Annotated in this window: 21 protein-coding genes; 8 read left to right on the top strand and 13 right to left on the bottom strand. The window is 72.4% G+C overall.

The window, feature by feature from the left end; translation table 11 throughout:
• Positions 1 to 101: 101 nt before the first annotated feature.
• The 3 genes from ABTZ54_RS20705 to ABTZ54_RS20695 all read left to right on the top strand — a co-directional run bounded on the left by ABTZ54_RS20705 (position 102) and on the right by ABTZ54_RS20695 (position 3276).
• Positions 102 to 1757, top strand: coding sequence for a penicillin-binding transpeptidase domain-containing protein (locus ABTZ54_RS20705; protein ID WP_351665217.1), 1656 nt, complete (start codon positions 102 to 104; stop codon positions 1755 to 1757).
• 182 nt (positions 1758 to 1939) lie between these two features.
• The gene (locus ABTZ54_RS20700) at positions 1940 to 2428 is read left to right on the top strand and encodes a YbaK/EbsC family protein (RefSeq protein WP_351665215.1); all 489 of its coding nucleotides are present in this window, start codon (positions 1940 to 1942) and stop codon (positions 2426 to 2428) included.
• Positions 2425 to 3276: an EamA family transporter gene (locus tag ABTZ54_RS20695; RefSeq protein WP_351665213.1), complete on the top strand. Its 852-nt coding sequence runs from the start codon at positions 2425 to 2427 to the stop codon at positions 3274 to 3276. The genes ABTZ54_RS20700 and ABTZ54_RS20695 overlap by 4 nt, the downstream gene beginning before the upstream one ends.
• Before the next feature lie 13 nt (positions 3277 to 3289).
• Here the strand turns inward: ABTZ54_RS20695 and ABTZ54_RS20690 are convergent, their stop codons facing one another.
• Complete coding sequence (locus ABTZ54_RS20690) at positions 3290 to 3751, bottom strand: ATP-binding protein (RefSeq protein ID WP_351665211.1); 462 nt, start codon at positions 3749 to 3751, stop codon at positions 3290 to 3292.
• 141 nt (positions 3752 to 3892) lie between these two features.
• On the opposite strand from ABTZ54_RS20690, the gene ABTZ54_RS20685 reads away from it, so the two are divergent.
• Both ABTZ54_RS20685 and ABTZ54_RS20680 read left to right on the top strand, forming a co-directional pair.
• On the top strand, positions 3893 to 4588 hold the full coding sequence (locus tag ABTZ54_RS20685; protein WP_351665209.1) for a GntR family transcriptional regulator: 696 nt from the start codon (positions 3893 to 3895) through the stop codon (positions 4586 to 4588).
• Positions 4585 to 5235 (top strand): YdcF family protein, encoded by a 651-nt coding sequence (locus ABTZ54_RS20680; RefSeq protein ID WP_351665207.1) that lies wholly within the window; start codon positions 4585 to 4587, stop codon positions 5233 to 5235. Before ABTZ54_RS20685 ends, ABTZ54_RS20680 begins: the two co-directional genes overlap by 4 nt.
• Here the strand turns inward: ABTZ54_RS20680 and ABTZ54_RS20675 are convergent.
• Positions 5232 to 5561 carry a hypothetical protein gene (locus tag ABTZ54_RS20675; protein WP_351665205.1) on the bottom strand — a complete coding sequence of 110 codons (330 nt, stop codon included), beginning with the start codon at positions 5559 to 5561 and terminating at the stop codon, positions 5232 to 5234. The two genes, ABTZ54_RS20680 and ABTZ54_RS20675, sit on opposite strands and share 4 nt — an antisense overlap.
• Positions 5562 to 5749: 188 nt before the next feature.
• Here ABTZ54_RS20675 and ABTZ54_RS20670 point away from each other — a divergent pair, with 188 nt between their 5' ends.
• Positions 5750 to 6265, top strand: coding sequence for an RICIN domain-containing protein (locus ABTZ54_RS20670; protein ID WP_351665203.1), 516 nt, complete (start codon positions 5750 to 5752; stop codon positions 6263 to 6265).
• A 4-nt stretch (positions 6266 to 6269) separates the two neighbouring features.
• Here the strand turns inward: ABTZ54_RS20670 and ABTZ54_RS20665 are convergent, their stop codons facing one another.
• From ABTZ54_RS20665 to ABTZ54_RS20650, 4 genes are read right to left on the bottom strand one after another with little or no spacing between them, the layout of a single operon-like run.
• Positions 6270 to 7466, bottom strand: a complete 1197-nt coding sequence (locus tag ABTZ54_RS20665) for a serine hydrolase domain-containing protein (protein ID WP_351665201.1) — start codon at positions 7464 to 7466, stop codon at positions 6270 to 6272.
• Positions 7467 to 7502: 36 nt separating this feature from the next.
• Positions 7503 to 8249, bottom strand: coding sequence for an energy-coupling factor ABC transporter ATP-binding protein (locus ABTZ54_RS20660; RefSeq protein WP_351665199.1), 747 nt, complete (start codon positions 8247 to 8249; stop codon positions 7503 to 7505).
• Positions 8246 to 9007 (bottom strand): cobalt ECF transporter T component CbiQ, encoded by a 762-nt coding sequence (gene cbiQ, locus ABTZ54_RS20655; protein ID WP_351665197.1) that lies wholly within the window; start codon positions 9005 to 9007, stop codon positions 8246 to 8248. The genes ABTZ54_RS20660 and cbiQ overlap by 4 nt, the downstream gene beginning before the upstream one ends.
• A complete protein-coding gene (locus tag ABTZ54_RS20650) occupies positions 9007 to 10062 on the bottom strand; it encodes an energy-coupling factor ABC transporter permease (RefSeq protein ID WP_351665195.1) in 1056 nt (351 codons plus the stop codon). The genes cbiQ and ABTZ54_RS20650 overlap by 1 nt, the downstream gene beginning before the upstream one ends.
• Positions 10063 to 10206: 144 nt before the next feature.
• Between ABTZ54_RS20650 and ABTZ54_RS20645 the strand changes: the two genes are divergently transcribed.
• Positions 10207 to 10569: an SsgA family sporulation/cell division regulator gene (locus ABTZ54_RS20645; RefSeq protein WP_351665193.1), complete on the top strand. Its 363-nt coding sequence runs from the start codon at positions 10207 to 10209 to the stop codon at positions 10567 to 10569.
• Between the two features lie 127 nt (positions 10570 to 10696).
• On the opposite strand, the gene ABTZ54_RS20640 is transcribed toward ABTZ54_RS20645, so the two are convergent.
• Together ABTZ54_RS20640 and ABTZ54_RS20635 are read right to left on the bottom strand one after the other, a co-directional pair.
• Complete coding sequence (locus tag ABTZ54_RS20640; RefSeq protein WP_351665191.1) at positions 10697 to 12901, bottom strand: MMPL family transporter; 2205 nt, start codon at positions 12899 to 12901, stop codon at positions 10697 to 10699.
• A 116-nt stretch (positions 12902 to 13017) separates the two neighbouring features.
• A complete protein-coding gene (locus tag ABTZ54_RS20635; protein WP_351665189.1) occupies positions 13018 to 13587 on the bottom strand; it encodes a TetR/AcrR family transcriptional regulator in 570 nt (189 codons plus the stop codon).
• 199 nt (positions 13588 to 13786) lie between these two features.
• Here ABTZ54_RS20635 and ABTZ54_RS20630 point away from each other — a divergent pair, with 199 nt between their 5' ends.
• Entirely contained in the window at positions 13787 to 17215 is a 3429-nt protein-coding gene (locus ABTZ54_RS20630; RefSeq protein WP_351665187.1) for a S41 family peptidase, read from the top strand.
• On the opposite strand, the gene ABTZ54_RS20625 is transcribed toward ABTZ54_RS20630, so the two are convergent.
• The 5 genes from ABTZ54_RS20625 to ABTZ54_RS20605 all read right to left on the bottom strand — a co-directional run bounded on the left by ABTZ54_RS20625 (position 17158) and on the right by ABTZ54_RS20605 (position 21493).
• Positions 17158 to 17703: a GNAT family N-acetyltransferase gene (locus ABTZ54_RS20625; RefSeq protein ID WP_351665185.1), complete on the bottom strand. Its 546-nt coding sequence runs from the start codon at positions 17701 to 17703 to the stop codon at positions 17158 to 17160. The genes ABTZ54_RS20630 and ABTZ54_RS20625 overlap by 58 nt on opposite strands.
• 124 nt (positions 17704 to 17827) lie before the next feature.
• Positions 17828 to 18013, bottom strand: a complete 186-nt coding sequence (locus ABTZ54_RS20620; RefSeq protein ID WP_351665183.1) for a hypothetical protein — start codon at positions 18011 to 18013, stop codon at positions 17828 to 17830.
• A gap of 110 nt (positions 18014 to 18123) precedes the next feature.
• Positions 18124 to 19011 carry an SDR family oxidoreductase gene (locus ABTZ54_RS20615; RefSeq protein WP_351665181.1) on the bottom strand — a complete coding sequence of 296 codons (888 nt, stop codon included), beginning with the start codon at positions 19009 to 19011 and terminating at the stop codon, positions 18124 to 18126.
• Positions 19008 to 19973, bottom strand: coding sequence for an alpha/beta fold hydrolase (locus ABTZ54_RS20610; protein ID WP_351665179.1), 966 nt, complete (start codon positions 19971 to 19973; stop codon positions 19008 to 19010). The genes ABTZ54_RS20615 and ABTZ54_RS20610 overlap by 4 nt, the downstream gene beginning before the upstream one ends.
• Positions 19970 to 21493: a flavin-containing monooxygenase gene (locus ABTZ54_RS20605; protein WP_351665177.1), complete on the bottom strand. Its 1524-nt coding sequence runs from the start codon at positions 21491 to 21493 to the stop codon at positions 19970 to 19972. The genes ABTZ54_RS20610 and ABTZ54_RS20605 overlap by 4 nt, the downstream gene beginning before the upstream one ends.
• Positions 21494 to 21603 lie beyond the last annotated feature (110 nt).

Below are 21603 nucleotides of genomic sequence, written 5' to 3'. Positions count from 1 at the left end.
CGGGAAACAGACGCTCCGGTCGCTTTCCGGTAACGACCGTCCCCGCTGTCACTCCTGCCCCCTAGGCTGCTGGGGCCAACCTGGGGGAGGGAGTCGCAGTCATGCGCAGTGGTGTGAAGGTCGCGGTCGTCGGCGGGGTGTTCGTCGTCGTGGCGAGCGGGGTCGGGTACGGGGGCTACAACCTCTGGAACGGGATCACCGGAGGATCCAGCGGTACGGGTTCGGGGACGCGGTCCGACTCCGCGCCGAAGTCGGGCCCGGTCACCCCGGAGGAGATAGCCGCGACCTCGAAGGACTTCCTCGCGGCCTGGGCGGCTGGGGAGTCCGACCGGGCCGCCCAGCTGACCGACGACCCCGTCGAGTCGGGCCCCGCCCTGCTGGGCTTCCGCGAGCAGGCCCTGGCCGTCGACGCGACGATCACGCCGGGGGCGGCGACGGGTGCGACGGTGCCGTTCACGGTGAAGGCCACGGTCAAGCACGGGGCGCTCACCAAGCCCTGGCAGTACACCTCGCAGCTCACCGTGGTCCGCGGGGCGACCACCGGACGCCCGCTGGTCGCCTGGAAGCCCACGGTGCTGCACCCGGCCCTGACCTCGAAGTCGGCGTCGATCCGTACCGGCGTGGCGAAGACGGGCGAGGTCGAGGCGGTCGACCGCGCGGGCCGGCCGCTCACGGCGGCGACGTACCCGTCACTCGGCCCGGTCCTTGACCAGCTGCGCGAGCGGTACGGCGCGACGGCGGGCGGCAAGCCGGGCGTCGAGACGTACATCGACCCGGGCGTGGAGGGCGTGCCCGCCAGGACCCTCCTCACCCTCGCCAAGGGCGAGAAGGGCAAGCTGCGGACGACGATCGACGCCGACGTCCAGGCGGCGGCGGAGAAGGCCGTCCAGCGCTACGGCTCGGCCTCGGTCGTGGCGATACAGCCGTCGACGGGGGCGGTACGGGCGGTCGCCAACAGCCCGGCGAAGGGCTTCAACGCGGCCTTCGAGGGCAAGAAGATGCCCGGCTCCACGATGAAGATCGTCACGGCGGCGCTGCTCCTGGAGAAGGGCCTGGTCAACGCCGACCGGCCCTCCGAATGCCCGCCGACCGCGATGTACAACGGCCGCACCATCGGGAACCTGAACGGCTTCTCGCTGAACGGCGCGACCTTCGGGGAGAGCTTCGCGCGCTCCTGCAACACCGCCTTCATCAAGAAGATCGACGACGTGGAGAAGACCGAGGGCGACGACTTCGGGCTCGCCCGCGAGGCCCGGCAGGTCTTCGGCATCGGCCTGGAGTGGAAGACCGGCATCCGCTCCTTCGACGGCTCGGTGCCCGAGGAGACGGGCGGGGCGGCGGCGGAGCAGTACATCGGGCAGGGCACGGTCCAGATGAACCCGCTGAACATGGCGTCGATCACGGCCACCGCGAAGTCCGGCGCCTTCAAGCAGCCGTACCTGGTAGCCCAGTCCGCGGACGACCGCACCTTCGCCCGCGCCGAACGGACGCTGTCCCCCGGGGTGGCCCGCCAGCTCCGCGACATGATGCGCCGCACGGCGACGGCGGGCTACGGCACGGCGACGGGCGCGATGGCCTCGGTCGGCGGCGACAAGGGCGCGAAGACCGGCTCGGCGGAGGTCGGCGGCCAGGAGACCTCGGACTCGTGGTTCACGGCGTTCGCGGACGACCTGGCGGCGGCGGCCTTCGTGGAGGGCGCGGGGCACGGGGCGACGGCGGCGGGGCCGATCGTGGCGGGGGTGCTGAATGCGGGCTAGGGGCCGTGGGCGTCGGGGCGGGCCGGACCCGCGCGGCGCGGCGCGCGGCGCGGCGCGGGACCCGACCCGGCGCGGCACCCGGCCGCCCCACCCGGCCGCCCGGCCCGGCACGGGACCCGGCCGCCCGGCCCGGCCGTAACCCGGTCGCCTGCCCCGTACACGTACCGCTAGCGTGACGGCCCATGACGACGTCACACGCTGATGCCCACCCCCAGTTCGCCGCCGCTCTGAAGGAGTTGGAGCTCGACGTCGAGATCCGGCGCTTCCCGGACGAGACGCGGACCGCGCAGCAGGCCGCCGAGGCCATCGGCTGCGCGGTCTCGGAGATCGTGAAGTCGCTGATCTTCGCGGCGGACGGGGTGCCCGTGCTGGTCCTCATGGACGGGGCGTCGCGGGTGGACGTGGCGCGGGTGCGGGAGGAGCTGGGCGCGGCGGAGGTCACGCGCGCCGACGCGCGGCTGGTCCGCGACACGACCGGCTACGCGATCGGCGGAGTGCCGCCGTTCGGGCACCGCACCCGGACCCGGGTGCTCGCGGACCGAGGGCTGCTGGACCACGCCGTGGTGTGGGCGGCGGCCGGCACCCCGCACTCCGTCTTCGCCCTGGACCCGGCGACGCTGATCGCGCACGCGGGCGGCACTCTGGTGGACGTCCGCGAGCGCACGGCGTGACCCCGCTGGTCGTCGCGGCCGTCCTCGTGGCGGCGGTGACGCACGCGAGCTGGAACGCGATGGCCGCCCGCATCACGGACCAGCTCCTGTCGTTCACCCTGATATCCGGCGGCGGCGCCCTGATAGGCGCCGTGACCGCCTGCTTCGTCCCGCTCCCGGCGCCCGGGGCGTGGCCGTACCTGATCGCCTCGGCGGTCCTGCACGTGGCGTACTACGCCCTCCTGATGAAGTCCTTCTCGCTCGGCGACTTCGGCCAGATGTACCCGATCGCCCGGGGCACGGCGCCGCTCGTGGTGACCCTGCTCGCCGCGGTGTTCGTCGCCGAGATCCCGTCCGCCGAACAGCTGGCGGGCGTAGCGGTCGCCTGCGCGGGCCTGACCGGCCTGGCCCTGTGGGGCATACGGGGCAAGGGCGCCCGCCCGCACTGGCCGGCCCTGCTGGCGGCGGGAGCGACGGGCCTGTCCATCGCCGCGTACACGGTCGTAGACGGCGTCGGCGTCCGCGCCTCGGACACCCCCCTCGGCTACATCGCCTGGCTGATGCTCCTGGAGGGCCTGGTGATCCCGACCTACGCCCTGTCCCGCCGCCGCACCACCCTGACCACCGAACTCCGCCCGTACGCGGCCCGCGGCCTCCTCGCCGCAGCCCTCTCGGTAGCCGCCTACGCCCTCGTCCTCTGGGCCCAGACCAAGGCCCCTCTCGCCCCGATCGCGGCCCTGCGCGAGTCCTCCATCATCGTGGGCGCGGCGATCGGCGCGATCCTGTTCAAGGAGCGCTTCGGGGGGCCGAGGATCGCGGCGGCGGGGCTGATGGTGGTGGGGATCGGGTTGATGCTGTACGCGAGTTGAGGGGGCCCGGCGGTCAAACGGCCTCCGGCTCCACGGCGGCCCGAAGCTGGGCCCACACCAGGTTGCCCGGCCCCTGCCGGTCAGAGACTCCCCACCGCTCGGCCAGCACGTCCACCAGGGGACGCCCCCAGCCTCCCTCTGCACCCTCCTCCGGAAGGCCCATCATCGGCCGCTCCTCCGAGGCGTCGTGCACTTCGATGCGGACCGCGTCCGGCAGCAAGGCAAAGCGGGTCTCGATCTGCCGACACCTGACGCGTCCGTGCCGGACGGCGTTGGCGAGGAGCCCGGACAGCACGAGCGCGGCGGAATCCGCGACCGCTCCCAGCCCCCAGTCGTCCAACGTACCGAGCAGGCATCGCCGGGCCATGGGGACGCTTCTGGGCCCCTGGGCCCAGCGCACGACGACGGTCGTCTCTCTGTTGGTGCTCCTCGAAGCGTTGACCATGCCATGCCCCCGGATCGGTCGTTCGGTCACTGGGGGTCCATTTCGTTCTCCAACCCACCTTCATCGCTGTCCTGGGACTGCGAGTCAGGCAAGATTGGGAGTGACGCACAGTCCCAAAACTGCCAACGGTCCTGGGACTGCGGCTGACTGCAGGCGCCGAGAGGAGCAGGTGTGGCACCCAAGTGGCTGCAGGGCTCCAAGTCCACCGTCCACGCCGCCTACAACGCCCTGGAGGCCGAAGGGCTCGTGAGCTCGTCGCGCGGGCACGGCACCGTCGTGCGGCAGCGGCCACCGCTCAAGCGGCTCGGTATCGCCCGCTACGACAAGGCGAAGTGGCGTGACGCGGACGAGGTCGCGTTCGTCGCCGACCGGGTCGCCTCGGGCCGCGCGTACCAGCGCGGCGAGCAGACCCAGACGGTCGACCGTGTGGCCGCAACCACGGTCGTCGCCGCCGCACTCGACCTGCCCGAAGGTGCCGAGGTCTACGCCCGGGCCCGACTGGTCAAGGAGGGCAACCAGCCGACCCACACCCTGACCAGCTACTACAGGCCCGAACACGTCGAGGGCACCCGGCTGGTCGACCCGAGCCCCGGACCCGCCGGGCGCGGGGGCGGGTTCCGTGTGCTCCTCGACGCCGGATACGAGATCGACCACATGCGCGAGGAGCTGCGCGCCCGGGCGGCCACATCCGAGGAGGCCGCGCGGCTTCGGCTGGCGCCCGGCGAGTGGGTCGTGGAGCTGCACCGGACCACGTACACGGCGGACGGTACGGTCGTCGAGTTCGCGGTCGGTGTCCACGCCGCCACACGGTTCGCCTGGACGTACGACTTCAAGGTCCCCGACAGCACGGACGGAGAGTCGGGGTGATCTCCGCACAGGACTGGACCGATGCCCAAGTGCTCTGGGACTTCCAGCGGATGGGCCATGAGCCGCGCCCCTGCTCGGTCGCGGTCGGGCTCGGCAGTCACGATCTCGGCGTGGCCGATGTGACCGTCGGGCTGTACCGGCGCGGCATGATGCCGCTCATCGTCTTCACCGGCGCCACCAGCCGCACCACGCGCGACCGGATGCCCCGGGGCGAGGCCGAGCACTACCGGGAGCGGGCGGTTGAGTTGGGAGTGCCGGGATCGGTCGTTCTCGTCGAGCCCCGGGCTCGCAACACCGGTGAGAACATCCGCTTCTCGCGGGAGCTGCTCGCCGAGCGGGGCGTCGGCGTCGCGTCCGTACTCCTCGTCAGCAAGCCGTACGAGGAGCGCCGGGCCTACGCGACGGCGCGGAAGCTGTGGCCGGAGGTCGAGTTCGTCAGCGCGTCCTCGGCGATGGGGCTCGCGGAGTACGTGGAATCGGTCGGGGACGCGCGGCTCGTCCTCGACATGCTCGTGGGAGCCGTGCAGCGGCTGATGGTCTATCCGGCGCGGGGGTTCATGGTCGAGGTGGAGGTGCCCGGTCCCGTGGTCGCGGCCTACGGGCGGCTTCGGGGGCGGGGGTTCGTCGGTCGGGTCGTCGGTGGCTAGAGCCAGTTCGCCCAGCCGAAGGTGAAGAGGTAGGACCTGCGCCACGCGTCCCGGACGTGGACGCCTCGGGCGGTCAGCACCGTGAGTACGGCGATGAGCAGTGCCGCGAAGAGTCCGGCGACGGCGATGCCCGCTACGGGGGACGTCAGCCAGGCCACGACGAGACTGGCCACGGCCACGATCCCCAGGCGCAGATGCGCGGCGGGCAGGTCGGCGCGGACCGACTCCCGCAGTGCCTCGCGGGTCGCCCTCATGTCGGAGGCGTACCGCTGCCGTGCCGCGTCCTGATCGGCCGCGGGGCCCTCCGGCCACTGCTCCACCGTCATCCCCCCGTTCCGTCCCGACGCGCAGCCTAGCGGCGTGGCCCGGCGGGCGTTCAGGGTCCCGAACCGGGCGGGCAAGCGGAAGCCGCACTCCATATCCCAAACTCGACGACAAGAGCCTTATCGGCCACCTATCTTCCTGATCGAGATCGCGTACGCCGCCAAGTGCGTACGCCTACGAGGGAGATCGTATGAACAGGTCCCGCAGCCTGGGCGCCGTCCTGGCCACCGTCGCGCTGACGGCCGGCGCGCTCGTCGGGTCCGCCTCCACCGCGTCCGCGGTGTACGTGGAGCCGCAGCCCAGTTTCCATCTCAAGAGCGCCTACGGCGGCAAATGCGTCGCCCTTCAGGGTGTCCAGAACGGCACCAACCCCTTCGGCTGGGACTGTCTCGACTTCGCCGATCAGTTCTGGACACTCGACGACACCAACGCGCTCACCCCTGGCGTGTTCCAGCTCAAGAACGTCAACAGCGGCAAGTGCCTCATCGTGCGCGGGTTCGAGAACGCCAAGCTGCCCGAGCAGTACGAGTGCCTGAACTTCGCCGACCAGTTCTGGCAGAAGGTGTCGACCGAGAACCCGGACGTCTTCAAGCTGAAGAACTTCAACAGCGGCAAGTGCCTCGCCATGCAGGGCTTCGACGTGGGCCGGCACCCCTTCCAGTACGACTGCGAGGACTACGCCGACCAGGGCTGGTACATCCGCTAGAGCGTCACAGCGCCGCGCCCACCGCTCTCACCAGGGCCTGGGCGCGCGGGTCCGCCGTCACCGTCTTGCGCATGCCGTTGGTGACGTAACCGAAGGCGATCCCGGACTCCGGGTCGGCGAAGCCCAGGGAGCCGCCCCGGCCCGGGTGGCCGAAAGAGCTCGGGCCGAGCAGCGGCGAGGCGGGGCCGTGCAGCATGTGGCCGAGGCCGAAGCGGGTGCCGACCAGGAGGACGCGGTCGGCGCCCGCCGACTCCTCCGTGCGGGCCAGCGTCAGCGTCGCCGGGGCGAACAGGCGCGCGGCCCCGTCGACCGGGCCCAGCGTCGCCGCGTAGAAGCCGGCCAGCGCGCGGGCGGTCGCGACGCCCGCCGAACCGGGCAGCTCGGCCGCCCGGTACACCGGGTCGTTCTCGTCGGGCGCGGGCTCGATCACCCCGAAGGCCCGCCGGGTGAGGGAGGCCGGGTCGCGGTAGGCCTCGGAGACCGCGCGCTTGGGGCGCAGCTTGAGCGCCCCGCTGTCGGCCGGCTCCCGCTCCTCGACCGGGCCCAGGCGGCCGACCCGGTGGGCCTCGGCGTCGGGCAGGCCGATCCACAGGTCCAGGCCGAGCGGCGCGGCTATCTCCTCCGCCACCCAGCGGCCGATCGTACGGCCGGTGACCCGGTGGACCAGGCCGCCGAGCAGCCAGCTGAAGGTGTGGGCGTGGTAGCCGTGGGCCGTGCCCGGCTCCCAGACGGGGGCCTGGGCGGCGATGGCACGCATCGACGTCTCCAGGTCGACCGCCTCGGCCAGCGTCAGCGGGCGGTCCAGGACCGGCACCCCCGCGCGGTGCGCGAGCAGCTGCCGTACGGTCACCCGGTCCTTGCCGGCCTTGAACTCGGGCCAGTACGTGGCGACCGGCGCGTCCAGGTCGAGCAGGCCGCGCTGGTGGAGGAGGAGGGGGACCGCGGCGGAGACACCCTTGGTGGCCGAGCGGACGACCTGGGCCGTGTCCGCCGTCCAGGGCGCCTCCCCGTCCACGTCCCGCGTACCCGCCCACAGGTCCACGACCTTCGCGCCGTCCCGGTAGACCGCGACCGCCGCGCCCCGCTCCCCCCGCTGCTCGAAGTTGCGCAGGAACGCGTCCCTGACCGGCTCGAAGCCCTCCGCCACCGTGCCCCGGACGTCCACCTGATCCCGCTTCCTCTCGTACGTACGACCCCCCATGGTGCAACGTGGGGGGCGCCCGGCCGATTCCGGGGTTCAGGCCACCGAGCTCGGCACGAAGCCGTACGGGAGTTCCAGGCGGTGCCGGGCCATGAGCTCCTCGTCGGCGAGGATGTCGGCGGTCCGCCCGTCGGCGGCGATCACTCCCTCGCTGAGGATCACCGCGCGCGGGCAGAGCTCCAGCGCGTACGGCAGGTCGTGGGTGACCATCAGGACGGTGACGTCCAGGGCCCGCAGGATGTCGGCGAGCTCGCGGCGCGAGGCCGGGTCCAGGTTGGAGGAGGGCTCGTCGAGGACGAGGATCTCCGGCTCCATCGCGAGGACGGTCGCGACGGCGACCCGCCGCCGCTGCCCGAAGGAGAGGTGGTGCGGCGGCCGGTCGGCGAACTCCGCCATCCCGACCCGCTCAAGCGCCCGGTGGACCACCGCCTCCAGCTCCGCGCCCCGCACGCCCGCCGCCGCCGGGCCGAAGGCCACGTCCTCGCGGACGGTCGGCATGAAGAGCTGGTCGTCGGGGTCCTGGAAGACGATGCCGACCCGGCGCCTGATCTCGGCGAGGTTCTTCTTCGCGACCGGCAGCCCGGCGACGGTCACACCGCCCGCGCCGCCGGTGAGGATGCCGTTGAGGTGCAGGACGAGGGTGGTCTTGCCCGCGCCGTTGGGGCCGAGCAGGGCGACCCGCTCGCCGCGCCCGACGGTCAGGTCCACGCCGAACAGGGCCTGGTGGCCGTCGGGGTAGGCGTACGCGAGGCCGTGGACGTCGAGGGAGGGAGGTGTCGTCATAGCGTCCATCCGAGAAGGCAGATCAGGAGTGCGGCGAGCGGGAGCGCGGCGGCGTACCGCCACTGGGCGCGGGTGGCGGTGACCTCGTCGATGACCGGCATCGACCCGGTGTAGCCGCGGCTGACCATCGCGAGGTGGACGCGCTCGCCCCGCTCGTAGGAGCGGATGAAGAGGGCGCCCGCCGACTTGGCGAGGACACCCCAGTGCCGTACGCCCCGGGCCTCGAAACCGCGCGAGCGGCGGGCGATCGACATCCGGCGCATCTCGTCGGTGATGACGTCCCCGTACCGGATCATGAAGGTGGCGATCTGGACGAGCAGCGGGGGCAGCTTCAGCCGCTGGAGGCCGAGGAGCAGGCCGCGCAGCTCGGTGGTGGCGGCGAGCAGCACGGAGGCGGCGACGCCGAGGGTGCCCTTGGCCAGCACGTTCCAGGCGCCCCACAGGCCGGGGACGGAGAGCGACACGCCGAGGACGGTGGTCTGCTCGCCGGGGACCACGAAGGGCATGAGCACCGCGAAGGCCACGAACGGGACCTCGATGAGCAGCCGCTTCAGCAGGAAGCCGGCCGGGACGCGGGCCCGGGAGGCGACCACGCCGAGCAGCACGGCGTACGCGCCGAAGGCCCAGACCGCCTCGCGCGGGGTGGAGACGACCACCACCACGAAGGCGAAGACGGCCGCCAGCTTGGTGTGCGGGGGCAGCGCGTGGACCGGCGAGTCCGCCCGCCGGTACAGCTTGTGGGCATGCCCCGCGCCCATCAGGCGTCCGCGTTCGCCGGAGCGGTGGCGGTGGCCGCGCCCTTGCGGCGGCGCACGACCCAGAAGGCCCCGCTGCCGACGGCGAGGGTGGCGGCCACGCCGATGACACCGGCGAGACCGCCGGACAGGCGCGCGTTCGTGACGTCCTTGACGCCGTAGTCGGCGAGCGGGGAGTCGGCGGCGCCGTGCGGCTGGACCTTGCTGTCGATGCCCTTGTCGGCGGCGACCTTCTCCAGGCCGTCCGGGCTCGCGGAGGCGTAGAAGGAGACGAATCCGGCGAGGACGAGGGCGGTGACGACACCGCCGATCCACAGCTTCTTCGGAGAGCCGGAAGCGGCAGGGGCGGGGGCGGCACCGACGGGCGTGGCGTCGATCAGCTCGCCGCCCACCCGCAGCTTGAGCGGCGCGGTCAGGCCGCGCGCGCCGTGCACGAGGTCGGGCCGGACGGCGATGACCGCGCCGACGGTGAGCATGGTGATGACGGCCTCGCCGATGCCGATGAGGACGTGGACGCCGACCATCGCGGTGAGGACCTTGCTGATCGGTACGTCGGTGGTGCCGCCGATCGCGTAGATCGCGGTGAAGGCGGTGGCCGCGGCCGGTACGGAGACCAGCGCGGCGACGAAGGAGGCGATCGTCACCGAGCGGCGGGTGCGCGGCAGCACGAGGACCAGGCCGCGGAAGAGCGCGTAGGACACGACGACGGTGACCACGCCCATGACGGTGATGTTCACGCCGAGCGCGGTGAGGCCGCCGTCGGCGAAGAGGACGCCCTGCATGAGCAGGACGACGGCTATGCAGAGCACACCGGTGTACGGACCGACGAGGATCGCGGCCAGCGCACCGCCGAGGAGGTGCCCGCTCGTACCCGCCGCGACGGGGAAGTTGAGCATCTGCACGGCGAAGATGAAGGCCGCGACGAGGCCGGCCAGCGGGGCCGTCCGCTCGTCCAGCTCCTTGCGGGCTCCGCGCAGGCTGACGGCGACGGCGCCGGCGGCGACGACACCGGCGGCGGCCGATACGGGGGCGTTGATGAATCCGTCAGGTACATGCACGTCCCGCATCATAGAGCGCTGCTGCGAAGAGCTTGCAAGAGCGTGGAGGACACAAAAGAGGTGGACTCGCTCAGCACATGCGCCGGTAAATATGGGACATTAGATGGCAAATAAGACGAGTGTGAGAGCGTGAGGAGCCGTTCGATGACGCGCACCACGGATGACCACGTCGTCGAGGACAGCGCCCGGGGACGGATCGTCACCGACGCCCCCCTCTCCCGGCCCGTACCGGTCGCCCTCCGCTACGACGCCGACTTCACCCCCGCGACCGTCCGCTTCGTCTTCCCCGGCGGCATCGAGTGGTCCTTCCCCCGCGCGCTCCTGGAGACCGGCCTGCACGGCCCCGCCCGGCGCGGGGACATCGGGGTCTGGCCCTGCGGCCGGGTCCAGACGGTCGTCGAGTTCCACGGCGTCGACGGAGTGGCCGTCGTCCAGTTCGACACGACGGCCCTGATGCGCTTCCTCGGACACACCTACGCCGCCACCGCGTCGCGTACGACACGGTGACGGCGCGGGGTCGCGTCGGCTCCCCGTCCCCACAGGTTCCGGCGCGGTCCGGGGCCCGCCGCCCGCTCATGCGGCGGCCCCGGGGTCCGTGGGGTCAGGCGGCGCACAAGGCCGCGGGACCCTGAGGTCAGGCGGAGACCAGCTCCTTCTCCTTGCCGTCGGTGCCGTCGGCGTCGTCGGCGTCCTTGGCCGCCAGCGCCTCGCCCTCGACGTCCACGTTGGGCAGCACGCGGCCGAGCCACTTCGGCAGCCACCAGGCCTTGTGGCCGAGGAGCGCCAGCACCGCCGGGACGATCGCCATGCGGACCACGAACGCGTCGAAGAGGACGGCGACGGCCAGACCGAAGCCGATCATCTTGATCATCTGGTCGTCCATGCCGATGAAGCCGGAGAAGACCGCGATCATGATCACCGCGGCGGCGGTGACCACCCGGGCGCTGTGCCGGAAGCCGGTCACGATCGCCTCGCCGGGGCGCGCCCCGTGGACGTACGCCTCACGCATCCGGGTGACCAGGAAGACCTCGTAGTCCATCGCGAGACCGAAGACCACGCCCACCATGAAGATCGGCATCATCGACATGATCGGGCCGGTCTGCTCGACCCCGAACAGGCCGCCGAGCCAGCCCCACTGGAAGACCGCGACGACCGCGCCGAGGGCGGCGACCACGGAGAGCAGGAAGCCGAGGGCCGCCTTCAGCGGGACCAGGATCGAGCGGAAGACCACCATCAGGAGCAGGAAGGCGAGACCGACGACCAGCGCCAGGTAGGGCAGCAGCGCGTCGTTCATCTTCTGCGAGAAGTCGATGTTCATCGCGGTGGCGCCGGTGACCAGGACATCGTCGCCGGTCGCGCCCCGGATGTCGTGCACCAGGCCCTCGGTGTCGACGGAGGACGGACGGTCCTTCGGGATCACCGTGATCATCGCGGCGTCGCCGGCCTTGTTCGGGGTCGGCGGGGTGACCGCCACGACGCCGTCCAGGCCCTTGATCGTGTCCACGGTCTTGTCGGCGACCGCCTTGTCACCGTCGACCACGACGAGCAGCGGGCCGTTGAAGCCGGGCCCGAAGCCCTCCGAGAGCAGGTCGTAGGCGCGCCGCTCGGTCGTGGAGACCGGCTTGACGCCGTCGTCCGGCAGACCCATCTCCAGGGAGGCGGCCGGTACGGCGACGGCGCCGAGGCCGAGGACGCCGACGAGCAGGACGAGCACGGGGCGACGGATGACGAAGCGGGCCCAGCGGGTGCCGCCGTTCGGCTTGCCGCCTTCGGAGTCGTCGGAGGATCCGGTGGCGGCGACGGCCGCCTTCGCGCCCTTACGCGCCTTGCGGCCCACGACCTTGTCGCCCGCGAAGCCCAGCAGCGCCGGGATCAGGGTGAGCGCGATCAGTACGGCGATCACGACCGTACCGGCGGCGGCGAAGCCCATCTTCGTCAGCATCGGGATGTTGACGACGGCCAGGCCGACCAGGGCGATGACCACGGTGAGACCGGCGAAGACCACGGCGGATCCCGCGGTGCCGACGGCGCGCCCCGCGGCCTCCTCCTTCTCGCGGCCCTCGGCGAGCTCCGCGCGGTAGCGGGAGACGATGAACAGGGCGTAGTCGATGCCGACCGCGAGGCCGATCATCATCGCGAGGGTCGAGGTGGTGGAGCCGAGGTCCAGGACGTTGGCGAGCGCGGTGATCGTCGAGACACCGATGCCGACGCCGATGATCGCGGTGAGCAGCGGCAGTCCGGCGGCCACGAGCGAGCCGAAGGTGATGACGAGCACGATGCCCGCGATGACCACGCCGACGATCTCGCCCGCGCCGGTCTCCGGCATGGACTGGAGCGCGTCGCCGCCGATCTCGACGGTCAGGCCCTGGCCCTGCGCGGAGTGGCCGGCCTCCTTGAGGGCCTCACGGGTCTCGTCGGTCAGCTCCATCCCGTTGACCTTGTAGGAGACCGAGATGTAGGCGATCCGGCCGTCCTGCGAGAGGGCCTGGGCGGTGTACGGGTCGGTGACCCGGGCGACCTGGTCGGAGCTCGACTTCAGGGCGGCGACGGTCTCCTCGACCTTCGCCTTGTTGGCCGGGGTCTTCATGGTCTGGCCGGCCGGGGCCTCGAAGACCACCCGGGCGGTGGCGCCGTCGGCGCTGCCACCGGGGAAGCGCTCTTCGAGCAGGTCGAAGGCGCGCTGGGCCTCGGTGCCGGGGATCGAGAAGGAGCTGGAGGTCGCGGCGGGCGCGGTGGCGGCGCCGACGCCGGCGAGGGCGAGGAGCGCCACCCAGAGGAGGGCGACGAGCCGTCGTCGCCGGAAGGCGGAACGGCCGAGCTTGTAGAGGAACGTGGCCACGGGGGCGTACTCCCGGTGTTGAGTGGGACAGGGCATGGGGAGCCGGCCCGACGGCGTGAGCGGTTCGACGTCAGGTGGTGCGTACTGCGGGGATGCGGTGCGTACTGCGGGAAGAGTCAGACGCCGAGTGAGGGGAGCACGACGGCGTTGACGTAGGTGGTGAGGAAGGCGGCGTCGACCGGCCGGTCGTCGATGAGCGGCCGGGCGATGAACGCGCCGATCAGCATGTGGGGAAGGAGCTTCAGCGCCGGGTTGTCGGCGGCGACCTCTCCCCTCCGTACGGCCCGCTGGAGCAGTTCGTCGAGGTTGTTCATCTCGGGTTCGACGAGCAGCTCGCGCATGGCCTGGAGCAGTTCGGGGTTGGTGTGGACGGCGTGGGCCAGGCCCCGCATCAGGGCGGCGTCCTGTTCCAGCCGGCAGTCGTCGGTCCGTTCCAGCACCACCGCGAAGTCACCGCGCAGGGTGCCGGTGTCGATCTCGCCGAGCTTGACCGGCTTGTCGTTGCGCAGCGCCATGGCGACGAGTTGCGGCTTGCTCCCCCACTGGCGGTAGAGGGTGGCCTTGCTGGACCGGGTGCGGGCGGCGACGGCGTCCATGGTGAGGGCGTCGTAACCGACCTCGCGCAGCAGGTCGAGCACGGCCGTGTACAGCTCGGTCTCCCTTTCGGGGGTGAGCCTGCTGGCCATGACCGGACCTCCAGTCCGAGGAACGAAACGGTTTCGTACAGCAGGAGCCTACCCAGCCCACCTTGCGAAACGAAACCGTTTCGTACGTGTCCTGGACCACACGTCGGCCACACCTTGGCCCCACCTCGGCCCCACCCTGGCGACACCTCGACCGCATGTACGAGTTGCCGCACCCCCCTCGCGCGGAAAGCATGAGGAGGTGAGTGACGACCTCGCGTATCTCCGCTTCCCGCACATCCACGACGAGCTGCTGTGCTTCGTCACCGAGGACGACCTCTGGGTCTCCCCCCTCGTCCCCGAGGGCCATCGCCCCGGCCGGGCCTGGCGGATCACCGTCGACCGGACGCGGATCGGCCACCCGCGCTTCTCCCCCGACGGGCGCCACCTCGCGTACACGAGCTGGCGCAGCCTCGACCCCGAGATCCATCTCGCCCCGGTCGACGGCGGCCCCGCCCGGCGGCTGACCTACTGGGGGTCGAGCGACACCCGGGTCTGCGGCTGGTCGCCCCCCGACAAGGACGGCCGGTCCGACATCCTCGCCGTCTCCTCGCACGGGCAGCCCTTCTCGTACTACTCCTGGGCCTACACCGTCCCCACCGACGGCACCCCCGGAGGCAGGATGCCCTGGGGCCCGGTCTCCGACATCGCCGTCGCCGAACTGGACGAACAGCGCCGCACCCTGCTCCTCACCGGCCGCCCGCCGCACGAACCGGCCGCCTGGAAGCGCTACCGGGGCGGCGCCATGGGGCGGCTCTGGCTGCACGGCGAACGGCTCCTCGAAGAGCTCGGCGGGCAGCTCGACTCGCCCCTGTTCGTCGCCGCGCCCGAGGCGGAGGGCGGCCACCGGATCGCCTTCCTCTCCGACCACGAGGGCATCGGCAACCTCTACTCCTGCCTGCCCGACGGCACCGGTCTGCGCCGCCACACCGACCACGACGAGTTCTACGCCCGGCACGCCTCCAGCGACGGGCGCCGGATCGTCTACCAGTGCGCCGGCGAACTGTGGATCGTCGAGGACCTGAGCGCCGACGCCCGACCCCGCCGCCTGGAGGTCCGGCTCGGCGGGCCCCGCACCGGCCGCCGCCGCTACCAGGTGCCCGCCGCCCACCACGTCGACGCGCTCTCGGTCGACGAGACCGGGCGGGCCAGCGCCGTCTCGGTGCGCGGCAGCCTCTACTGGCTGACCCACCGCGACGGCCCGGCCCGCACCATCGCGGACACCCCCGGCGTACGGGTCAGACAGCCCGAGATGCTCGGCAGCGGCGGCCAGGTCGCGTACGTCACCGACGCGGAGGGCGAGGACGCCATCGAGGTCGCCTACCTCCCGCGCGCCAGCGGCGACCGCGAGCCCCGGCGGCTCGCCGCAGGCCTCCTCGGCCGCGTCGAGGAACTGGTCTCCGACCCGGACGGCGAACGCCTCGCCGTCGCCTCCAACGACGGCCGCCTACTGCTGATCGACACGAGCGAAGCCGAGGAGGGGGAGGACGGGGAGGACGCCATCGCGTCCGCCGCTCCCACTCCCACTCCCGGCGAGGGGGGGACCCCCTCCCCCTCCCCCCCACCCACCCCCGTCCCCACCCTCACCCCCACCCCACCCCCCAGCGAAGTCACCGAACTGATCCGCTCCCTCAACGGCCCCGTCCGTGACCTCGCGTTCTCCCCCGACGGGGCCTGGCTCACCTGGTCGCACCCGGGGATCGGGCGCTCGCTGCGCTCCATCAAGATGGCCCGGATCTCCGGCCCCGGCGCCCCGATGGTCGTCGACGTCACCAACGGGCGCTTCGAGGACGAGAACCCGGTCTTCACCAGCGACGGGCGCTATCTCGCCTTCCTCTCCTGGCGGGGCTTCGACCCCGTGTACGACGTCCACACCGGCGACCTGTCCTTCCCGCTGGGCTGCCGCCCCTACCTCGTACCGCTCAACTCGGCGACCCCCTCCCCGTTCGCGCTGCTTCCTGATGGGCGGCCCGCGGCCGGTGGCATGGACCCGGCCGACGAGGAGGCCGGTACCGGGGACGGCACGGTGACCGTCGAGATCGAGGGGCTCGCCGACCGGGTCACGCCCTTCCCGGTCAGCGCCTCCAAGTACTCCGCGCTGTACCCGGTGGCCGGCGGCGGTCTGGTGTGGCTGCGGTGGCCGATCTCCGGCGCGCTCGGCGAGACCTTCGCCAACCCGTCGGACCCCTCGCCCCGGCCGACCCTGGAGCACTACAACATCACCAAGGCCCGCAAGACCGAACTCGTCACCCACCTCGACTGGTTCGCGGTCAGCGGCGACGCCTCCCGGCTCGTCGTCGTCGACGAGGGCGAGCTGCGCGCCGTCCCCGCCAACGAGCCAGGCGACTCCGACTCCACCGTCTACCTCGACCTGCGCCGCATCGTGCACGAGGTGGACCCGGCGGCCGAGTGGCGGCAGGCCTTCGACGAGGCCGGCCGGATCGTCCGCGCCTACTTCTGGGAGCCCGGCCTGGGCGGGGTCGACTGGACGGCGGTGCTCGACCAGTACCGGCCGCTCGTCGAACGGTGCGCCTCCCCCGACGAGTTCGCCGACCTGGTGCGCGAGGTCTTCGGCGAACTCGGCACCTCCCACGCGTACGTCACCCCCGCCCGCCGCAACGAGGGCCCGCCGCACTACCAGCGCGCCCAGGGCCTGCTGGGCGCCAACTTCGTGCCCCGGGACGAGGGCTGGCTGGTCAAGCGGATCCTGCCCGGCGACTCCTCCGATTCCAAGGCCCGCTCCCCGCTCGCCGGCACCGGCATCCGCGAGGGCGCGGTCCTCACCCATGTCGACGGACGCCCCGTCGACCCCGTCACCGGCCCCTACCCCCTCCTTTCCGGCACCGGTGGCACCACTGTCGAACTCACCTTCAGACCCGCGGACGGCAAGGGCCGCTCCCGCCGGGTGGCCGTCGTCCCGCTCGTCGACGAACGCCCGCTGCGCTACCAGGACTGGGTGGCGAAACGGCGTGCGGTCGTACGGGAGCTCAGCGGCGGCCGCTGCGGCTATCTGCACATCCCCGACATGGGCGGCTCCGGCTGGGCGCAGTTCAACCGCGACCTGCGCATGGAGGTCTCCCGACCGGCGCTCATCGTGGACGTCCGGGGCAACGCCGGCGGCAACATCAGCGAGCTGGTGATAGAGAAGCTGACCCGCCGCATCCTGGGCTGGGACCTCACCCGCGACGCCCAGCCCGTCTCGTACACCTCCAATGCTCCGCGCGGGCCGATCGTCGCCCTCGCCGACGAGGCCACCTCCTCCGACGGCGACATGATCACCGCCGCGTTCAAACTGCTCGGGCTCGGCCCCGTGGTGGGCCAGCGCACCTGGGGCGGCGTCGTCGGCATGACCGGCCGGCACCGGCTCGGCGACGGCACCCAGATCACCGTGCCGATGAACGCGGCCTGGTTCCCCGAGTACGGCTGGTCCGTCGAGAACCACGGCGTCGAACCGGACCTCGCGGTCCTGCGCACCCCGCTCGACTGGGCCGAGGGCCGCTACGCCCAGCTCGACGACGCCGTGCACATCGCGCTCGCCCTGCTCGACGAGACCCCCGCCGCGAGCCCCCCTGGCTACGAGGGGCTGCCGGACCACTCCCGCCCGAAACTGCCGCCGAGGTCCAGCTCGTAGGCGATCCCCGGCTCCCCGTCGTCGAGCCTGACACCCCCCACGGCGCCGAAACCGACCCGGGCGAGCACCGCCCGGGAGGCCGCGTTGCGCACGGTGGTGACGGCGGCGAGCCGGCTCAGCCCGTACTCCTCCACCGCCCGGCGGCACACCTCCCGTATCCCACGGGTGGCCAGCCCCCGGCCGGTGGCCTTCTCGGCGAGCCGGTAGCCCAGTTCGGCGCTGCCGGCCGCCGGGTCGACGTCGACGAGGTTGACCCGCCCGACTATCTCGCCGCCCGGCGCGACCAGGACGTGGAAATGGATCTCCCCCGCCTCCTGTGCCGCGATCAGCTCGCGGTGCCGCTCGTCGAAGTCGCGGAAGTAGGCGTCTCCCCGGTCGGGCACGGACGCGGTGAAGAAGGCCCTGTTCTCCTGCTCGAAGACGAGCAGAGCGGGCGCGTGGTCGGAACGGATGCGCTCAAGTACGGGCTCAAGTACAGGCTCACTCACGGACATGAGGATCACGGTACGTAACTTCCCGATTCCGTGCAGGAAGTTATCCACAGGCGGAAGCGGTCCACAACGCGCGAAGGCGCACCCGGCGTCCCGGGTGCGCCTTCCTCGCAGGACGGCGTCAGGCGTCGTAGTCCTGGTCGAAGCGGTCCTGTGCCTCCTGCTGGGCACGGTCCGACTCCTGCTGAGCGCGGTCCCTGCCCTGCGCGGCACGCTCGGACGCCTCGTCCTTCTTCGAACCTGCGGCCTGCCTGGCCTTGTCCGCGAGGTCCTGCGCCTTGTCCTGGAACTGGTCCTTGATGCCCATGAAGGTTCACTCCTAGACGGGTGTGAGGGGTACGGGGCGGATCCGCCCCTTGGGCCTCGACCAGCGTGGCACGCCGGGTCACCCGGCGCATGTCGATCGGACACGCAGCGTCACACCCGGTCGGCGCCCCCGCGCTCCCGCTCGTCGGCCACTCCGCCCGCGCCCACCAGACCCTTGGAGACCGTGCCGAGGCGCGGCTCGAAGCGGCGCATCTCGCGCTGCCCGACGGAGGCGATGATCCCCGGCAGATAGCCGCGGGTCGACTGCATCCCGCGCAGCCACCACTGGGCGTAGACATGGGCCGAGCGGCGTTCGACGCCCGCGACGATCCGGTCGACGGCCGGGCCGAGCGGGTACGTGCGGTTCGACGGCCACGGCAGCCGCTGCCGCAGCTCCTTCATCACGTCGTCCTGGTCCGCGCCGCGCACCATGTCCGTGTCGGTCCAGGAGAGATAGCCGACGCCGACCCGTACTCCCTTGTACGCGACCTCGGCGCGCAGGCTGTGCGCGAAGGCCTCCACGCCGGACTTGGAGGCGCAGTACGCGGTCATCATCGGGGCGGGCGTCATCGCGGCGAGCGAGGCGATCTGGAGGAAGTAGCCGCGGGACTCCATCAGGACCGGCAGGAACGCGCGGGCCGTGACGGCGCCGCCGATCAGGTTGACCTCGATCACCCGGCGCCAGGCGACGGGGTCGGAGTCCACGAAGGGGCCGCCCGCGGCGACGCCCGCGTTGGCGACGACGATGTCGACCTTGCCGAACCGCTCCTTCACCTCGGCCGCGACCTGCGCCATGGCCTCGTGGTCGGTGACGTCCGCGTGCCACCAGTCGGCCTCGGTGTGCAGCCGGCCCGCGACCTCCTTCAGGAGCTCGGGTTCCAGGCCGACCAGGGCGATCTTCGCGCCGCGCGCGGACAGCTTGCGGGCGAGGAGTTCGCCGACCCCGCGGGCCCCGCCGGTGACGACGGCGACCTGCCCCTCCAGACTGACCCTGCTCATGCCCCTGCCTCCTCGTTCTGCTCGTTCTGCTCGTTCTGATTGCGCTGCTCGTTCGGCTCGTTCGGCTCGTTCGGCTCGTTCCGCTTCGCGCCCAGGTAGGTGAGCGTCAGTTCGCGGATCTGCGCGGTGACGGCCTCCGGGGCCTCCACCGGCGTCATGTGGCCCATCCCGGTCAGCTCGACCAGGCCCGTGCAGTGCGGCAGGGCGGCCGCCATCGCCCGGGCGTGGACGGGCGGGGTGAGCCGGTCGGCGGTGCCGACGAGCACGGCCACGGGCAGCCGCAGCTCCCGCACCGCCGCCTCCAGGTCGAGCCCGGCCAGGACGTGCGACCAGCCGACCCGGGCGGCGCGCGGGCAGGCGTGCACGATCCGGGCGCAGGCCTCGACGCGGTCGGGTGCCGAGCCGGGTCCCATCGTCGCGTACTTGAGGATCTTCTTCGAGACGGCGGTGACCGGCCCGAGCGGCGCCTTCGCGCCAAGGACGGAGGTGGTCAGCCGGGTGCGCAGCCGGCCCGGCGGCAGCGGCAGGACCAGCGACTCGGCGGCGAGGCGGGAGGGCCCGGTCGAGCAGAGCAGCACGGCGGCGGCGCGGGTGCGCAGCTCGGGGCGGCCGGCCGCGGCCATGACCGTCATGCCGCCCATGGAGTGCCCGGCGACGACGGCGCGTTCGCCGGGCCCGAGGGTGGCGGCGAGCACGGCCTCCAGGTCGTCGGCGAGGGCGTCCGTCGCGTAGCCCTTGCCGCCGGGCGCGGGGGCCGGGCTGCGGCCGTGGCCGCGCTGGTCGTAGGCGATGACCCGGTGGTCGGTGGAGAGCGCCGCTATCTGCGCGTCCCAGAAGCGGGTCGAGCAGGTCCAGCCGTGGGCGAGGACGACGGCGGGGGCGCCCTCGGGGCCGTACACCTCGACGTGGAGGGTGGAGCCGTCGGCGGAGAGCGCGGTCAGTTCGCGCGCGGCGGGGCTCACTTGGCGGTCTCCTTGCGGCGCGGGGCGCGGCGGGCGGCGGCGGGCTTGTCGGCGGCGCGCAGCACCTCGTACTCGGAGAGGTCGACGCTGCGCGTCTCGCGCCGGAACTCGCCGGTGGTGCCGGGCCACAGGGTGGTGTTGCGGCCGTTGGCGTCGAGGTACCAGCTCTCGCAGCCGCCGGACTTCCACACGGTCCGCTCCATCCGGGCCTGCACCCGCCGGTTCCAGGTGTTGACGGCGGAGGGGCGGGCGGCGAGGGCGGTGCGGCCGCCGAGCACGTCGAGCTGCCGCAGGTAGTCGGCCATGTAGTTCAGCTGGGACTCGATCATGAGGATCATGGAGGAGTTCCCGAGCCCGGTGTTGGGCCCGATGATCGTCATCCAGTTGGGGAAGCCGGCGACGGTCGCGCCGCGCAGCGACTGCATGCCGCCCTTCCAGACCTCGGCGAGCGAGCGGCCCTCCGCGCCGACCACGCGCGGGGCGATCGGCATGTCGGTGACGTGGAAGCCCGTACCGAAGACGATCACGTCGGCCTCGGTCTCGCTTCCGTCGGTGGCGACGAGGGTGTTCCCCCGCACCTCCTTGAGCCCGGCGGCGACGACGTCGACGTTGGGCTCGGCGAGCGCCGGGTAGTAGGTGTTCGAGAGCAGGATCCGCTTGCACCCGATGCGGTACGAGGGGGTCAGCTTGGCCCGCAGCGCGGGGTCCTTGACCGCCTTGGCGATGTTGGCCTTGGCGAGCCGTTCGATCAGGCCCAGCTCGTTGGGGCGCTTGGTGAAGGCGCTGACCTGGAGCTCGCGGATGCCCCAGAGCAGCCCGCGGCGGGCGGCCGTGGTGAACGGCAGCTGCCGGTGCAGCCAGCGCTCGGGGGCGCTGATGGCGCGGTCCGCGCGGGGCATGACCCACGGGGGCGTGCGCTGGAAGAGGGTGAGCCGCCCGACCTTGGGCTGGATCGCCGGGACGATCTGGATGGCGGAGGCGCCGGTGCCGACCACGGCGACCCGCTTGCCGGTGAGGTCGTGGTCGTGGTCCCACTGCGCGGAGTGGAAGACCTTGCCGGTGAAGTCGGCGAGGCCGGGGATGTCGGGGATCTTGGGGTCGGAGAGCGGTCCGGTGGCGGAGACGACGACGTCGGCGGTGAAGGACCCGCGGCTGGTCTCGATCTCCCACCGCAGCGCGGTCTCGTCCCAGGCCATCCGCAGGACCTCGTGGCCGAGCCGCAGGTGGGGCCGGATCCCGAAGGTGTCGGTGACGTGCTCCAGGTACGCGCGGATGTGGCGCTGTCCGGAGAAGGTGCGGGGCCAGTCGGGGTTGGGCGCGAAGGAGAAGGAGTAGAGGTGGGAGGGGACGTCGCAGGCGCAGCCGGGGTAGCTGTTGTCGCGCCAGGTGCCGCCCACGGAGTCGGCCCGCTCCAGGACGACGAAGTCGGTGACCCCCTCGCGCCGCAGCCGGACGGCGGCCCCGAGTCCGCCGAACCCCGATCCGATCACCGCCACCCGTACGTGCTCGTGCTTCGCCATGCCGCCTCCCGTGCGCCCGGCCAAGATTCTGCCAGCGATCACTGGCACAATCGGGACTGTAGAGCAGCGGCATACCGAGCGGTAGGGGTACGGCCGGGGAAAGTTACCGG

The organism is Streptomyces sp. NPDC094032 (genome assembly GCF_040303965.1).
Lineage (GTDB): Bacteria > Actinomycetota > Actinomycetes > Streptomycetales > Streptomycetaceae > Streptomyces.
The sequence above is the reverse complement of the archived record's forward strand: the minus strand, read 5'-3'. Positions and strand labels throughout refer to the sequence as shown.